This is a genomic window from Brevibacterium daeguense (assembly GCF_021729135.1).
GTDB classification, from domain to species: domain Bacteria; phylum Actinomycetota; class Actinomycetes; order Actinomycetales; family Brevibacteriaceae; genus Brevibacterium; species Brevibacterium daeguense.
On sequence record NZ_JAJTWW010000001.1, the window covers coordinates 1 to 13,558 of the forward strand.

The window sequence follows — 13,558 nt, forward strand, 5'->3', positions numbered from 1 at the left end:
GGCAGGATGGTGAGGTTGACCCCGAACGGCTTGTCGGTCAGCTCGCGGGTCTTGCGGATCTCATTCCGGAGGTCCTCAGGTGTGGGCTGGGTCAGGGCGGTGAGGATGCCCAGCCCGCCGGCGTTGGACACCGCGGCGGCCAGCGGGGCCAGGCCGACCCCCTGCATGCCGCCCTGGACGATGGGATGATCGATGCCGAGCAGATCAGTGAAACGTGTCGAGAGCACGGGAAATCTCCTTCGATGAGCCGTGATGGATGGACAACTGCCGCGCCCAGTCGAGAGATCAAAAGACCCTGATCGAACGAACGTACAGTGTTAACGCTAGACGCTACGGCACGACGTCCGGTATTTCAAGATGCAATCTCGCTGCGACCCTGCTCTCCTGCGGGCTCCTGAAGCTGGTCGATCGCACCTTCAGACCCGGCGGTCTCACGACTAAGCTGTGCCCTATGTCACCCACACAGGTGTCCGACCGCTTCGATCCGGACCGCATCACCCAACCCGCAGCCAGGCAGCCGGAAAACCTCGAGATCGCGGGAGCCGATCCGCGATCCCGCGGCCTGAGCCGAGGCGCCCTGGCCGGTCCCGGCCTCTCCCGGGCAATCGCCGGCTACTCCTCCCTGTTCTCGCGAACGGGCATCACCGCGGTCCGGCAGCAGGAGGCCGCCGAACGGTCCCTGGCCGCCCTCGCCGAATGGGATCCCGCCCAGCACGAGGAGCTCGCCGGGGTGGCCGAGGGGAGTGGCTGCCCGCTGTGGCAGATCGGGCTGGTCAACGCCCGCACCGAGATCCTGGCACTGGCCGGAGTCGAGCCGCTGGAGTGCTCGACTCTGGTCCACTCGGCGCCTGGCCGCTCGCTCGCGGTGCAGACCTGGGACTGGCACTCAGAGTTCGCCGACATCTGGCACTGTCAGCGAGTGACCGGACTGCCTGAAGCGGCGAGCGCGGTGGAGGCCGGCCCACGACCGCAGCCTGCGGCGACACTGTGGGAGTACGACCACGCTGGGTTCGCGGAGTACGGGATGCTCGGCAAGATCGGGCTCAACTCCGCCGGCGTGGGGGTCATGCTCAACATCCTCAGGAACGAGCGGGATGCGGTCGGCGGGGTGCCCATCCACTCCGTTCTGGCTGCGGTGCTCGCCCGCGCCGGTTCCATGGCCGAAGCCCTCGAGATCATCCATTCGGCCCCGACCTCCTCGTCGTCGGTGATCACCGTCTCCACGGCCGACGAGGTCGTGATGGTCGAGATCGGCCCCACCGGAAAGGCGGAGCTGCGCGGCTCCGGCTGGTTCGCCCACACCAACCACTTCCTCGCACAGGAACTGCAGGACGGCGTTCAGCCGCTGTCGGCCGCAAGCCGATCCGAGGAGCGACTCGAGCTGGTGCTTTCCAGGGTGGCGGACGCCTCGGCCCCGGCGAGCACCGCCGACATGCTCGAGCACATGTGCACCGGACCGAGCGACGTTCCGGTCTGCCGGATCGCCGAGGCGGGCGCCCCCTTCGGGGAGCGAGTGGCCACCCTCGTGACCGCCCAGTTCGATCCGGCGGCCGGAACCGCAGTGCTCAGCCCCGGCAGCCCGGTCGACCTCGCAGCCGGACGCGTGACTGCCATGGAATTCCGAGTGGCCCCAGCCCGGCCGTCCTGAGCCCTGCCGGGCGGATCCTCACCTGCGGAACCGAGCACTGCCGGGCGGATCCTCACCCGCGATGAACCGGCCGGACGCCAATCGCACCCAGCGGGCGATGAGGACTCCGACGAGCACCCCCACGCAGTCGGCGACGAAATCGAGGAGCTCACCGCTGCGGCGGGGGATCAGCGTGTGTTGGATGAGCTCGCTCAGCGCCGCGTGGGCTGCTGCGAGGACGCACACGAGCCGGGCCGGGAAGCCGAGCAGCAGCGCGGGAGCGACGACGACGGCGAAGATCGCCATGTGTCCCAGCTTGTCCTCACCCTCGAAGAATGCCGGGCCGCCGGTGCCGCCGGGCAGGTACAGTCCGAGCAGGTGGACCACAAGGGCAATGGCGAACAGGGTCCACAGCACCGCTCGGGCGGAGTCTCGACTGCGCTGGGGCATGGGGCCAGGCTACCGTCGCCGTACCGGTGCGGAGGCCGCGCGGTCGGCAGCGCAGAGTCGTCTGATGGCCCGCCCAGATCCGCGCGGTCGGCCGCCCAGATCCGCGCGGTCGGCCGCGGAGGCACTGCGGGCGGCGCAGGAGCGCTCAGCGGGCAGCGCGGACCGCCGCGATCGGGCGGTGGCGGGGCGTTGGCCGCCCCTCTCAGCGCGGAAGTCCGCACCTTTGGCAGAGACGTGCGAGTATTACAGGGACATGTACGTTTCCGAGGAGTACTCTGTGTGGATGCGGCGTCCGCCACGGCAGCCCTGAATCCTCCCCGCCGTGGTCTGCCCCGAGGGGTGCACGATGTCGCAGGGAAGGCGAGAACAATGAGCAGCGACATCAGCAGCCGCGAAACGGATCAGCCCGCACTCAAGAGAGTGATGGGCCCGAAGCTTCTGCTCCTCTTCATCGTCGGGGACATCCTCGGCACCGGCGTCTATGCCCTCACCGGGCAGGTGGCCGCCGAGGTCGGCGGAGCCGGCTGGGCTCCCATCCTGCTGGCGTTCGCCGTGGCCGCCGTCACTGCGTTCTCCTATCTGGAGCTGGTGACGAAGTATCCGCAGGCTGCGGGAGCGGCGCTGTACACCCACAAGGCGTTCGGCGTCCACTTCCTGACATTCATCGTCGCGTTCGCGGTGCTGTCCTCCGGCATCACCTCGGCCTCGACCGCCTCTCGGTTCTTCGCCGCCAACCTGGTGGAGGGCTTCCGCCTGGACTGGGGCACCACCGGCATCACGATCACCGCGGTGTGCTTCATGGCTCTGCTGGCGCTGATCAATCTGCGCGGCGTGGGCGAGAGCGTGAAGTTCAACGTCGTGCTCACCCTGGTGGAGCTGATCGGTCTGCTCCTGGTCATCTTCGTCGGCTTCTGGGCGATCGCGCAGGGCAACGCCGATTTCAGCCGGATCCTCATCTTCGAATCGAGTGAGGACAAGTCCGTCTTCCTCGCGCTGACCGGCGCGACGGCCCTGGCGTTCTTCTCGATGGTGGGCTTCGAGGACTCCGTCAACATGGTCGAGGAGGTCAAGAACCCCCTCAAGATCTTCCCCAAGGTCATGCTCACCGGCTTGAGCGCCGCGGCGGTCATCTACGTGCTGGTCTCGATCACCTCGGTGGCGCTGGTGCCGGTCGGGCTGCTGGCAGAGAGCGAGACCCCGCTGCTCGAGGTGGTGCGCACCGGCGCGCCGGGAGTGCCGATCGACATCATCTACCCGTTCATCTCGATGTTCGCCGTCGCCAACACGGCCCTCATCAACATGCTCATGGCCAGCCGGCTGCTCTACGGGATGGCCAGGCAGCGGGTGCTGCCGCCGGTGCTGGGCCGCGTGCTGCCGGGCCGTCGCTCGCCGTGGGTGTCGATCGTCTTCACCACCCTGATCGCCTTCGGCCTCATCATCGTCATCAGCCAGCTCATGGCCGAGGAGACCGCGAGCGCTCTCGGCGGCACCACGGCACTCCTGCTGCTGGCGGTCTTCGCCGTCGTCAACGTGGCTGTGCTGGTGCTGCGACGGGACAAGGTGGACACCGACCACTTCCGCTCGCCCAGATACCTGCCGTACCTTGGCGTTGTGACCTGCGCGTTCCTGCTGGGGCCGTGGGCCCAGGACCCGATCGAATACCAGATCGCCGGCGTCCTCATCGCGCTGGGCATCGTCCTGTGGGCGGGCACCTGGCTGTGGAATCGCAGCGTCAGCGGTGCCGAGACCAGGTTCCGGCACCCCGAGGATCTCGAAGGATGAGCATGAGTCTGGAGGCATTATGAGCATCGTGGTCGGCTACATCCCCACCCCGGAGGGCGAGGCCGCACTCGAGCGCGGCCTGGCAGAAGCGCGGAAGACCGGCGTGACGGTGGTCGTCGTCAACGGCTCCCGGGAGCAGGGTCGCTCGGACCGGCGGCGGTTGACCGGCGAGGCGCTCGCCGAGCTGCGACGGCGACTGGACGAGAGCGGCGTCGACCACCGTGTCGTGCAGCCGGCGAATGAGAACGAACCGGCCGAGCAGCTCCTCGACGCCGCGCAGGAGCACGACGCCGAGCTGATCGTGATCGGGCTGCGCCGGCGCACCCCCGTCGGCAAGTTCCTGCTCGGCAGTGCGGCCCAGCGCGTGCTGATCGAGGCGAGCTGCCCCGTGCTGGCAGTCAAGTCCGATCCCGGCCGGGAGGGCTGAGAGACACGAGTTCAGCGGGGGGAGCGGGTGGGCTGGCTGCGGTCCTCGGGCAGGGCTCGCCAGATCAGCCAGCCCAGGCCGATGCCCAGCAGGTTCGCCAGCAGGTCGCCGAACTCGCCGCTGCGGTGAGGCACTGCGAATGCCTGGATGAACTCGCTGAGCACCGCGTAGCCCGTCGCCGCCAACAGGGTCGAGCCGATGGGTGTGCCCAGGCACAGCAACGGCGCGACGAGGATCGCGAACATCGCCGTATGCCCCATCTTGTCCACCCCTGTGCTCGTGCTGTCGCCCGGGGTGCCGGGGGAGTAGAGCACGAGGACATGCAGCACCAGGGCCGCGGCGAAGACCAGCCGCAGACCCCAGCGGGTACCCGAGCCGGAGGGAGCCACTCAGGCAGGACCCGCCTCGCGTGCCATGCCGACTGCGACCGCCGCTCCCGTGTGCCACGGTTCGCCGTGGCCGGGCAGCAGGTGCCGGGCGTTCGTGGCCGCGATCGCATCCAGGGACTTCAGTGCCTGGACGCTGTCGGCCGTGGCTGCTCCGGCCACGATCCGGGGGCCGGTCCGCCCGGTGTAGGGATCCAGGGTGACGAGCGCGTCGCCGGTGATCACGGCATCACGCTCGGGCAGGTGGAGAGCACAGTGTCCATAGGTGTGACCGTCGGTCAGCAGCACTTGCGGGTCACCGGGGACGGGAATGGGCCGTCCGGGCAGGAGCGGCTCGCCGGGGTCGGTGCCGCGGACGGCGAAGGCGCCGCCGGACAGCACTCCGGCCAGGATCGGCAGTGCACGCGGGTGCCGGATCGGATACAGCGCGATCGGCTTCTCGTGGGCGTACCGGTAGGGATGCCGAGCGAGGAAGTGCTCCTTGGCGTGCGCGTACACGGGCAGGCCGAGCCGATCGACCAGCCTGCGGGCGACGCCGACATGGTCGAAGTGCGCGTGCGTGAGCACGAGGGCTTTGAGGTCCTCGGGACTGTGCCCGAGCTCGCGGATCGCCACGCCGATCGGGCGCCAGAAGTCGGGCAGGCCCGCATCGACCAGCGTCAGACCGTCGTCCCCCTCGATGAGATAGCAGTTGACGCTGTGACGAGTGATCAGATGGATGCCGGGTGCGACGTCGCGGTGGAGCATTCTTCCTCTTCTCCAATCAAGCTGGTGAAACTGCTGTGGTCGGTCGGATCGGACGTGAGGCTGCCGGCGCCTTACGCGCTCTCGGCCGGTCGGAGGATGTCGGTGCCGGCGATGAGCTCGCGAGCCAGGGTCTTGTAACCCTCCTGCTCGAAGAACACGGTGATGCGGTCGTCCTCGTGGGACATCACCGTGCCGGGGCCCCATTCGGCGTGGACGACGGCCGCCTGGAGAGGGAAGTGATCGTCGGCCTGCCCTGCGGCGCCCGCATCCGGTGGTGCGGCCTCCTGCTCCGCCTGCTCCTCCCGGGCCGCGGCCAGCGGTCCGTCCAGGTTGATGACCGAGTCACGCTCGCCCTCGGCGTCGTCGGCTCCGGTGCAGTTGTCGCAGTTCCCACACGGTCCTGCGAAGTCCTCGCCGAAGTACCCGATCAGCAGCTCGCGGCGGCAGTTCGGCGTCTCCGCGTAGGACCGGGCATACTCCAGCCGGGACTGCTCGATGTGCTCCCGGCTGACCGCCTCGGCGAGCGCGGCCTTCACGGCGGCACCGGGCGTGATGTCGTCGAGTGCCTCGAAGCCCTTGCGCCCGGTACGGAGGGACCCGCTGTCGGCCAGCAGGTTGAGGAGGCCCGTCACCTTGCGGGTGGACAGCTCGGCGAGCCCGGCGACCTTCTTGGGCCGGAGCGGGCCGTCGGCCTTCTGCACCGCTGCGAACACCTTCCGGACATCGTCCTCGTGCGGCTTCCGAGCGTTGAAGAAGCGGCGGAGCCCGAGGTCCTCCGGCCGATAGTGAAGGATCGCGACGGCCGGCTCGTCGTCGCGCCCGGCCCGGCCGATCTCCTGGTAGTAGCTGTCGAGGGAGTCGGGGATGTCGGCGTGGACGACGAACCGCACATTCGGCTTGTCGATGCCCATCCCGAATGCCGAGGTGGCAGCCACGACGTCGAGCTCGTCGTCCAGGAACCGCTCGTGGGTGCTGTGGCGGTCGGCGGCCTTCATCCCGGCGTGATACGCGGCGGTGCGCAGCCCGCGCTCGGCGAGTTCCGCGGCATAGCGCTCGGTGTCCTTCCGGGTGGCCACATAGAGCAGCCCGGGACCTGCCAGCTCGGCGACCATGTCGGTGACGGCCCTGCGCTTGTCCTCGTCCGAGCGGTGCCAGTTCACTCCCAGCTCGAGATTGGCGCGGTCGAAGCCGCGCACACTCACCCGCGGATCGGTCAGCCCGAGGCGTTCGATGATCTCGTGCTGCACCGGGGTCGAGGCGGTGGCCGTCAGCGCGAGCACCGGTGGGCGTCCCAGGCGTCGGACGGCGCCGTCCAAGCGGAGGTAGTCGGGCCGGAAGTCATGACCCCAGGAGGACACGCAGTGGGCCTCGTCGACGACGAACAGCGACACCTCGGCAGCGGCCAGCCGGTCCACCACCACGTCCTTGGCCAGCTGCTCGGGGCTGAGGAAGGCGAACGTGGCCGTCCCGCTGTCGATGGCCTGCCACGCGGCAGTCTCCTCGGCGGACCGCGCTGCCGAGTTGATCGCGAAGGCGCGCTCCTCGCCCAGAGTGTCGTTGAGGTTCTCGACCTGGTCGGCCTGGAGCGCGATGAGCGGGGACACCACGACGGTCAGACCCGGCCGGAGCACGGCCGGAAGCTGGTAGACGGCGGATTTCCCGTAGCCGGTGGCCATCACCACCAGCGCGTCACGATCGTCGAGCAGCGCCTGCATCGGTTCGAGTTGGCCCGGCCGGAGCTCATCCCAGCCGAAGCGCTCGGCGGCGATGTCCTGCAGGCGGGTTGCGGCAGCGGCCACAGTTGTCTCCTAGCGGAAGATGATGGGACAGATGGCTGATGCCAGCGGGTCGGAAAGGAAGGCGAATGGGGGGGGGACGAGCAGCAGGGGCGAAGCAGAAGGTCCCACCACCTCGGGGGGCGATGGGACCTGCGCAGACGGGAGGACCCTTACTTCTTGAAGGAGTCCTTGGCCTTCTCCCCGGCCTGCTTGAGATTCGCGGTCGTCTCCTGCGCGCGACCGTCGGCCTGGAGGTCCTTGTCGTCGGTGGCCCTGCCGGCTCCGGCCTTGGCCTTGCCCGCGACTTCTTCGGCCTTGTTCGAGATCTTGTCGCCGAGTCCCATTTCGATCTCCTTCGGGTGGGAAGGTCCGCCTGGCTGGTGGACCTGGTGCGTTCACGCTAACGCCGAAACATCAAGATATCTTGTGAGAACCGAGTTCATTTTCAGGGGACGGCGCCCAAGCGTTGACAGTCCGCTTCCGCCGAGCCGGTCGTGGTCGCGCTGCGGGCCGGGCGCCCCGCTCCGCTGGGCGGGCAGGCGAGTCGAATACAGTGTGAGTCGAATGATCGACCCGGAACGTATCTCTCGAAGGAGTCCGATGAGCGAGACAATCGACATCGCCCAGCTGCAGGAATGGACCGGTCGCACCCAGACCGTCGAGGACATCGCCACCGCGGCGAAGTCCGCCGGCCTGCGCGCGACACTCGACTACGACGCCGACCCCTGGGACGGGATGCTCTTCCCCGTGGGCCATTGGCTGCACTTCACCCCGGATGCCCCGCAGCACGAACTCGCCGCCGACGGTCACCCGCACAAGGGCGGCTTTCTGCCGCCGGTGCCGCTGCCGAGGCGGATGTGGGCGGCCTCCGACATCACCTTCCACCGCCCTGTTCGGGTGGGGGAGTCGCTGCGCGAGGTGCAGACGATCAAGGACGTCGCCCACAAGTCCGGTCGTTCCGGCCAGCTGGTGTTCCTCACCGTCGACCACGAGGTCTACGCCTCCGAGGAGCTCGCCGTCACCGACGTCCAGACCATCGTCTACCGGGAGGCGACCGCCGGTCAGCAGGCGCCGGCCCAGTCGGCGGCCGAGCGCGCCGCGCTCACCCCGGCCGACACCTCGGAATGGGACTACGCGCACGTCGTCCGCCCTGACGAGACCCAGCTGTTCCGGTATTCGGCACTGACCTTCAACGCCCACCGAATCCACTACGACCGGGACTACTGCATCAATGAGGAGGGCTATCCGGGCCTCGTGGTCCACGGGCCGCTGTCGGCGACCCTCATGGTCGACGCCTTCATGCGCCACAACCCGGGAGTCGCGCTCCAGCAGTTCAGCTTCCAGGCCCGCAGCCCGATCTTCGACAACACCGCTGTCGCCTACGTCGGCCGCAGGGTCGAGGACGGAGGCTTCGAGGTCGCCGCGCTCAACCCCGAGGGAACTGTCTGCCTGAAGGGCACGATCAGGATCTGAGCTGCACTGGGGCCGGGGCCGGCCGGCACGCGGGGACCGCTGCGAGGCTTCGACGTGGTCGGCCCCCTGCCCGGCATGAGCCGACTGCTCGGAACACCTGGCCCTCGCGCTGGATTCACCTGTTCAGCGGACCTGGATCTCGCTTATAGTTGAGGATGGCAGCCACCGAAGTCTGCCACTGTTCCTCCTGAGGAGACCGCCGTGATCTGGGCTCAGAGCACGTCTACGGACATCATCGGCATCGCCAACATCCCGGTCCTCTGGGTCCTGGCGCTCGCTGTCTTCGCCGTCATCATCCTGCAGTCGGTGATCTACCTGATCGCGGTCAAGCGCGCCGCCAGGGCCGCGGATATGACGCAGCGCGAGGTCAACCAGTCCTTCAGGGCCGGCGCGGTCGCGGCGATCGGACCCTCGCTGGCCGTCGTCCTCGTGTCGGTCGCGCTGCTGCCGCTGTTCGGCACCCCGCCCGTGCTCGTCCGCATCGGCCTCATCGGCTCGGCCGCGACCGAGGTGGCCTCGGCCTCGCTGGCGACCAACACCCTGGGCGTCGACCTCGGCGGCAGCGGCTACACGCAGGCGGTGTTCATCGTGGCCCTCATGGCGATGAGTCTGTCGGGGGCGATGTGGCAGATCTGCACGATGATCCTGACCCCTCTGCTGGGCAAGGGCACCGACGTGTTGCAACGGGTCAATCCGGCCCTGATGTCGATCGTGCCGTCGGCGGCGCTGCTGGCGGCGTTCGCCTCGCTCACCATCACCGAGATCCCGAAGTCCCTGGCGCACATCGCCGCCGTCGTCGCCTCGGCGCTCGTCATGGTCGCCTGCCTGCTCCTCGCCCGGGCACTCTCGCAGGCCTGGCTGCGCGAATGGGCGCTGGGATTCTCCATCATCGGCGGGCTGATCGTCGCGTACTTCGTCCACTACGCCGGCTACGGCGCGGCGGCCTGAGACAGCAAGGAGCGAAGACGATGTCGTCGAACACCACCGAACTGGCGGCCCTCGACCGCAGCTACCGGCGGACCATCTATCTGTGGGGCAACCTCACGATGGCCGCCTGTCTCATCCTGGCCACCGCAGTGCCCTTCTACCTCTTCTTCACCGTCGACGTCGATGTCCAGGTCTCCCAGATCGTCACCGCCTTCATCGCCGTCGCCGCCGTGTACGGCGTCTTCTGGGTGGTCGAACCCGTCACCTACTTCCCGATCCTCGGGCCGGCAGGGATGTACCAGGCCTTCATGATCGGCAACATCGCCAACAAACTCCTGCCCTCGGCGATCGTCGCCCAGTCGACGATCGGCGCGCTGCCCGGCACCAAGAAGGCATCCTTCGCCGCGACCGCCGCGATCTGCGGTGCGGCCGTCATCCACGTGGTGTCCATGCTCGTCCTCGTCGGGCTGCTGGGAACCTGGCTGGTGTCGATCACCCCGGACGAGATCACGCTGATCGCACAGCTGTACATCCTGCCGGCGATCCTCGGCGGCGTCACGGTCCAGCTCATCGCCACGCTCAAGCAGGTGCGGGCGACGATCATCGCCCTGGTGATCTCTGCGGTCGTCATCCTCGCCATCGTGCCGGTCACCCCGCCGATCATGAAGTCCTTCGCCGTGGCCATCGCGGTGATCGCCACGATCATCGCCACCTGGTTTCTGCGCGACCGGACGGAGGAGCGACGCCGGGCCGGCGCAGCCGCCCAGGGCTCTGCCGCCGGCAGCAGCACGCCGCCGGGCGCCGCAGGAGGCAGGGACGACGACAGCACCACGTGATCTGCCAGACTGAGAGCTCCGAAGGCGGACTGTGAACCTTGGAGCACCACCGAAGATTCCTGAAGTCGAGAAGAAGGAGATCCCATGGCGCTCGCGCCCCCGCTGAGTGAATCGCTCGCCGCCGACCTGCCCGGCCTCGTGTCCCTGTACGAGGACTTCCACCGCAGCCCGGAGCTGTCGATGCAGGAGCACCGGACCGCCACCGCGATCGAGGAGACGTTGAGCTCCTTCGGCCTGTCGCCCATCCGCCTCGGCGGCACCGGCGTGGTCGCGGTGATCGAGAACGGCGCAGGCCCGGTCGTCGCCTATCGCGCCGACACCGACGGGCTGCCGATCGAGGAGAAGACCGGCCTGCCCTACTCCTCCAGCGCCACCGGCACCCTCGGCGACGGCACCGAGGTCAGGGTCATGCACGGCTGCGGCCACGACACCCACATCACGGTGGGCCTGGAGACGGCCAAGCTGCTGGCCGAGCACCGCGGGCTGTGGAGCGGCACCGCGGTGATGATCTTCCAGCCCGGCGAGGAGGTCAGTGCCGGAGCCGCCGCGATGCTCGCGGACGGGATCTGGGACACCGTGCCGAAGCCGGAGGCGATCTACGGCCAGCACGTGTGGCCGGGGGTGGCCGGGACAGTCAACGTCTCCATCGGCACGGCCATGGCGATGGCCGACTCGATGGAGGTCATCATCCACGGCAGGCAGGCTCACGGCTCGCAGCCGGAGAACTCGATCGACCCGATCGTGCTGGGCGCCTACATGATCACCCGGCTGCAGTCGATCGTGTCGCGTGAGATCTCCGGCCGCGACATGGCAGTGCTCACGATCGGGCGCTTCAACGGCGGGCTCAAGGAGAACATCATCCCCGCGGAGGCACGCTTCACCATCAACCTGCGGACCTTCGAGGAGAAGATCCGCGAGCAGGTGCTGGAGGCCATCGTGCGGATCATCACCGCTGAGGCCGAAGCCTCCGGCGCTCCCGCCCCGGAGATCCGCAAGCTCTACGACTTCCCGCGCTGCTACAACGATCCGGCGCTGGCCCAGGCGCTCGTCGACAACCTCGGCGTCGAGCTCGGCAGCGAGAACGTCCACGAGACGCCGCCGGTGACCGGCTCCGAGGACTTCGGCCGGTTCGGCGACGCGATCGGAGTGCCGTACGTGTTCTGGTTCTTCGGCGGCTACTCCGCGGAGAAGTTCCACGGGGAGGAGCCGGTCCACGGCAATCACTCGCCGCACTTCGCCCCCGACTCGGTGCCCACCACCTTGGAGACCGGGGTGCGCGCGGCGCTGACTGCCCTGCTGAGCCACCTGGGCTCGCTCGACGAGGGATTCGCGGGGCACGCATGACGAGCGAACTCACATGGCTCTCGACCCGCGAGCTCGCCGACCAGATCGCCACCGGCCGGATCAGCGCGGTCGAAGCCGCCGATGACCACTTCGAGCGGATCGACGAGGTCAACGCGACTCTCAACGCGGTCGTGACGATGGACGCCGAGGCGGCACTCGCCCGGGCAGTCGAGGCGGACGCGGCATTCGCGAAGGGGGAGCGGCTCCGGCCGCTGCACGGGGTGCCGATGACGCACAAGGACACCCACAGCACCGCGGGCATGCGCACGACACTCGGCTCGCCGATCTTCGCAGAGACCGTTCCGCAGACCGATTCGCTCATCATCGCGCGTCTCAAGGCCGCCGGCGTCAACACGACCGGGAAGACGAACGTGCCCGAGTTCGCCGCGGGCTCGCACACCTTCAACCCGGTGTTCGGCACCACGGTCAACCCCTACGACTCCGGCAGGTCCGCGGGAGGGTCGTCCGGCGGAGTGGGAGCCGTGATCGCCGCCGGAGTCCAGGCGTCCGGGGACGGCTCGGACATGGGCGGTTCGCTGCGGATCCCCGGCTCGTTCAACAACGTCGTCGGGCTGCGGCCGTCCAATGGCCGAATTCCGCACGTGCCGCCGGAGAATCCCTGGTCGTGGCTGTCTCAGGGCGGCTTCATGGCGCGCACTGTCGGTGATATCGCGCTGCTCATGGAGCTGGTCGCGGGGCCGGCCCCGGACGGGCCGGGCTCGATCGTGGAATCCGGTCGGGTCTTCGACCTGCCCGAGTTCCGCCTCGGCGCCTGGTACGAACCCTCGCTCGACGGGGTGCGGGTGGCTTTCGCCCCCGATCTGGGCGGGATGATCCGCGTGGAGTCGGAGGTCCTCGACATCGTCCGGAAGGCGGCTCCGGTGTTCGAGGAGTTGGGCGCGCAGGTGTCGGATGAGTGCATGCGCCTCATCGACGCCGATGAGGTCTTCGATGTCCAGCGGGCCTACGACTTCCTCATGAGCTGGGGCGACCTCGTGCGGACTCGGCGCTCTGAGATCAAGGAATCGGTGGTCTGGAACACCGAGCGCGGGATGGCGCTGACGAGCGCCGACCTGGTGAGCAAGGACAATGCGCGGGCGCGGCTGCTGCAGGCGACGCAGGAGTTCTTCGCCGAGCACGACGTGCTGGTCACGACCACAGCGCAGGTGCTGCCCTTCGACGCGGCGATCGAGTATCCCACGGAGATCAACGGCCGGCCCCTGGACACGTATCTCGACTGGATGCGGTCGGCGACGCTGATCTCCGCCACCGGGTGCCCGGCGATCTCGGTTCCTGCCGGGTTCTCCGCGTCCGGACTGCCGGTGGGGATCCAAATCGTGGCCGCCCCCGGCCAGGACGTCAGGCTGCTCCAGATCGCCCATGCGTTCGAGGAGGCGACGGCGTTCCACCGCCGGCGTCCGCCGGTGTGAGAGCCGCCGGCGGCTGATCCGGCACCGCAGGGTGCCTCGCGGAGGCGGTCCTGCCCGGCGACGAGATGGGCTGATCCGGCACCGCAGGGACGCTGCGGGAACCCGCCACCCGCGGAGGGAAGAGCGCAGGTCTGAGCGGACCGGTGGCGTTCTCCCTCCGCGGCCGCGGAACATGATTCGCAGGAGGCCTGCCGACCGGCCGGCTTCTGATGCGAACACAGGAGCCGAAATGTCCTACCAGCCGCAGCCCCCGAATCCCGCCTCTCCGCAGCAGGGCCCTCCGGCAGGCTTCGGAGCACCTCCCGGAACCACGGCAGTGCCGCCCCCCGGAACTACGGGCCGGCGAGGAGC

General features: G+C 68.8%; 14 protein-coding genes. 8 read left to right on the top strand and 6 right to left on the bottom strand.

What is annotated here, in order from left to right:
* The coding region (locus tag LXN01_RS00005) for an NAD(P)H-dependent flavin oxidoreductase (RefSeq protein ID WP_336885209.1) at positions 1-227 on the bottom strand (227 nt) is incomplete at its 3' end.
* A 224-nt stretch (positions 228-451) separates the two neighbouring features.
* Between LXN01_RS00005 and LXN01_RS00010 the strand changes: the two genes are divergently transcribed.
* Positions 452-1,648, top strand: coding sequence for a C45 family autoproteolytic acyltransferase/hydrolase (locus tag LXN01_RS00010; protein WP_236862485.1), 1,197 nt, complete (start codon positions 452-454; stop codon positions 1,646-1,648).
* 18 nt (positions 1,649-1,666) lie between these two features.
* Here the strand turns inward: LXN01_RS00010 and LXN01_RS00015 are convergent, their stop codons facing one another.
* Complete coding sequence (locus tag LXN01_RS00015; protein WP_236862486.1) at positions 1,667-2,077, bottom strand: VanZ family protein; 411 nt, start codon at positions 2,075-2,077, stop codon at positions 1,667-1,669.
* A gap of 369 nt (positions 2,078-2,446) precedes the next feature.
* Between LXN01_RS00015 and LXN01_RS00020 the strand changes: the two genes are divergently transcribed.
* On the top strand, positions 2,447-3,859 hold the full coding sequence (locus LXN01_RS00020) for an APC family permease (RefSeq protein WP_236862487.1): 1,413 nt from the start codon (positions 2,447-2,449) through the stop codon (positions 3,857-3,859).
* Positions 3,860-3,878: 19 nt separating this feature from the next.
* Positions 3,879-4,286 (top strand): universal stress protein, encoded by a 408-nt coding sequence (locus tag LXN01_RS00025; protein ID WP_236862488.1) that lies wholly within the window; start codon positions 3,879-3,881, stop codon positions 4,284-4,286.
* 11 nt (positions 4,287-4,297) lie between these two features.
* On the opposite strand, the gene LXN01_RS00030 is transcribed toward LXN01_RS00025, so the two are convergent.
* The 4 genes from LXN01_RS00030 to LXN01_RS00045 form a co-directional block, all read right to left on the bottom strand.
* Positions 4,298-4,675, bottom strand: coding sequence for a VanZ family protein (locus LXN01_RS00030; RefSeq protein ID WP_236862489.1), 378 nt, complete (start codon positions 4,673-4,675; stop codon positions 4,298-4,300).
* Positions 4,676-5,419, bottom strand: a complete 744-nt coding sequence (locus LXN01_RS00035; protein ID WP_236862490.1) for an MBL fold metallo-hydrolase — start codon at positions 5,417-5,419, stop codon at positions 4,676-4,678. It abuts the gene before it with no gap.
* A 71-nt stretch (positions 5,420-5,490) separates the two neighbouring features.
* Complete coding sequence (locus tag LXN01_RS00040) at positions 5,491-7,218, bottom strand: RecQ family ATP-dependent DNA helicase (RefSeq protein WP_236862491.1); 1,728 nt, start codon at positions 7,216-7,218, stop codon at positions 5,491-5,493.
* 149 nt (positions 7,219-7,367) lie between these two features.
* Positions 7,368-7,541 carry a CsbD family protein gene (locus tag LXN01_RS00045; protein WP_236862492.1) on the bottom strand — a complete coding sequence of 58 codons (174 nt, stop codon included), beginning with the start codon at positions 7,539-7,541 and terminating at the stop codon, positions 7,368-7,370.
* Positions 7,542-7,797: 256 nt separating this feature from the next.
* Between LXN01_RS00045 and LXN01_RS00050 the strand changes: the two genes are divergently transcribed.
* The 5 genes from LXN01_RS00050 to LXN01_RS00070 all read left to right on the top strand — a co-directional run bounded on the left by LXN01_RS00050 (position 7,798) and on the right by LXN01_RS00070 (position 13,207).
* Entirely contained in the window at positions 7,798-8,670 is an 873-nt protein-coding gene (locus LXN01_RS00050) for an HTD2 family dehydratase (RefSeq protein ID WP_236862493.1), read from the top strand.
* 201 nt (positions 8,671-8,871) lie between these two features.
* A complete protein-coding gene (locus LXN01_RS00055) occupies positions 8,872-9,618 on the top strand; it encodes a DUF5058 family protein (protein ID WP_236862494.1) in 747 nt (248 codons plus the stop codon).
* 20 nt (positions 9,619-9,638) lie between these two features.
* Positions 9,639-10,433, top strand: a complete 795-nt coding sequence (locus tag LXN01_RS00060) for a hypothetical protein (RefSeq protein ID WP_236862495.1) — start codon at positions 9,639-9,641, stop codon at positions 10,431-10,433.
* 84 nt (positions 10,434-10,517) lie between these two features.
* Positions 10,518-11,777 carry an amidohydrolase gene (locus tag LXN01_RS00065; protein WP_236862496.1) on the top strand — a complete coding sequence of 420 codons (1,260 nt, stop codon included), beginning with the start codon at positions 10,518-10,520 and terminating at the stop codon, positions 11,775-11,777.
* Positions 11,774-13,207, top strand: a complete 1,434-nt coding sequence (locus tag LXN01_RS00070; protein WP_236862498.1) for an amidase — start codon at positions 11,774-11,776, stop codon at positions 13,205-13,207. Before LXN01_RS00065 ends, LXN01_RS00070 begins: the two co-directional genes overlap by 4 nt.
* Positions 13,208-13,558: the final 351 nt, after the last annotated feature.

What these genes read in the sequence shown, in the direction of transcription:
- LXN01_RS00010 (WP_236862485.1), top strand. Translation starts at nt 452, where the DNA reads ATGTCACCCACACAGGTGTCCGACCGCTTCGATCCGGACCGCATCACC.
- LXN01_RS00015 (WP_236862486.1), bottom strand. Translation starts at nt 2,077, where the DNA reads ATGCCCCAGCGCAGTCGAGACTCCGCCCGAGCGGTGCTGTGGACCCTG.
- LXN01_RS00020 (WP_236862487.1), top strand. Translation starts at nt 2,447, where the DNA reads ATGAGCAGCGACATCAGCAGCCGCGAAACGGATCAGCCCGCACTCAAG.
- LXN01_RS00025 (WP_236862488.1), top strand. Translation starts at nt 3,879, where the DNA reads ATGAGCATCGTGGTCGGCTACATCCCCACCCCGGAGGGCGAGGCCGCA.
- LXN01_RS00035 (WP_236862490.1), bottom strand. Translation starts at nt 5,419, where the DNA reads ATGCTCCACCGCGACGTCGCACCCGGCATCCATCTGATCACTCGTCAC.
- LXN01_RS00045 (WP_236862492.1), bottom strand. Translation starts at nt 7,541, where the DNA reads ATGGGACTCGGCGACAAGATCTCGAACAAGGCCGAAGAAGTCGCGGGC.
- LXN01_RS00050 (WP_236862493.1), top strand. Translation starts at nt 7,798, where the DNA reads ATGAGCGAGACAATCGACATCGCCCAGCTGCAGGAATGGACCGGTCGC.
- LXN01_RS00060 (WP_236862495.1), top strand. Translation starts at nt 9,639, where the DNA reads ATGTCGTCGAACACCACCGAACTGGCGGCCCTCGACCGCAGCTACCGG.
- LXN01_RS00065 (WP_236862496.1), top strand. Translation starts at nt 10,518, where the DNA reads ATGGCGCTCGCGCCCCCGCTGAGTGAATCGCTCGCCGCCGACCTGCCC.
- LXN01_RS00070 (WP_236862498.1), top strand. Translation starts at nt 11,774, where the DNA reads ATGACGAGCGAACTCACATGGCTCTCGACCCGCGAGCTCGCCGACCAG.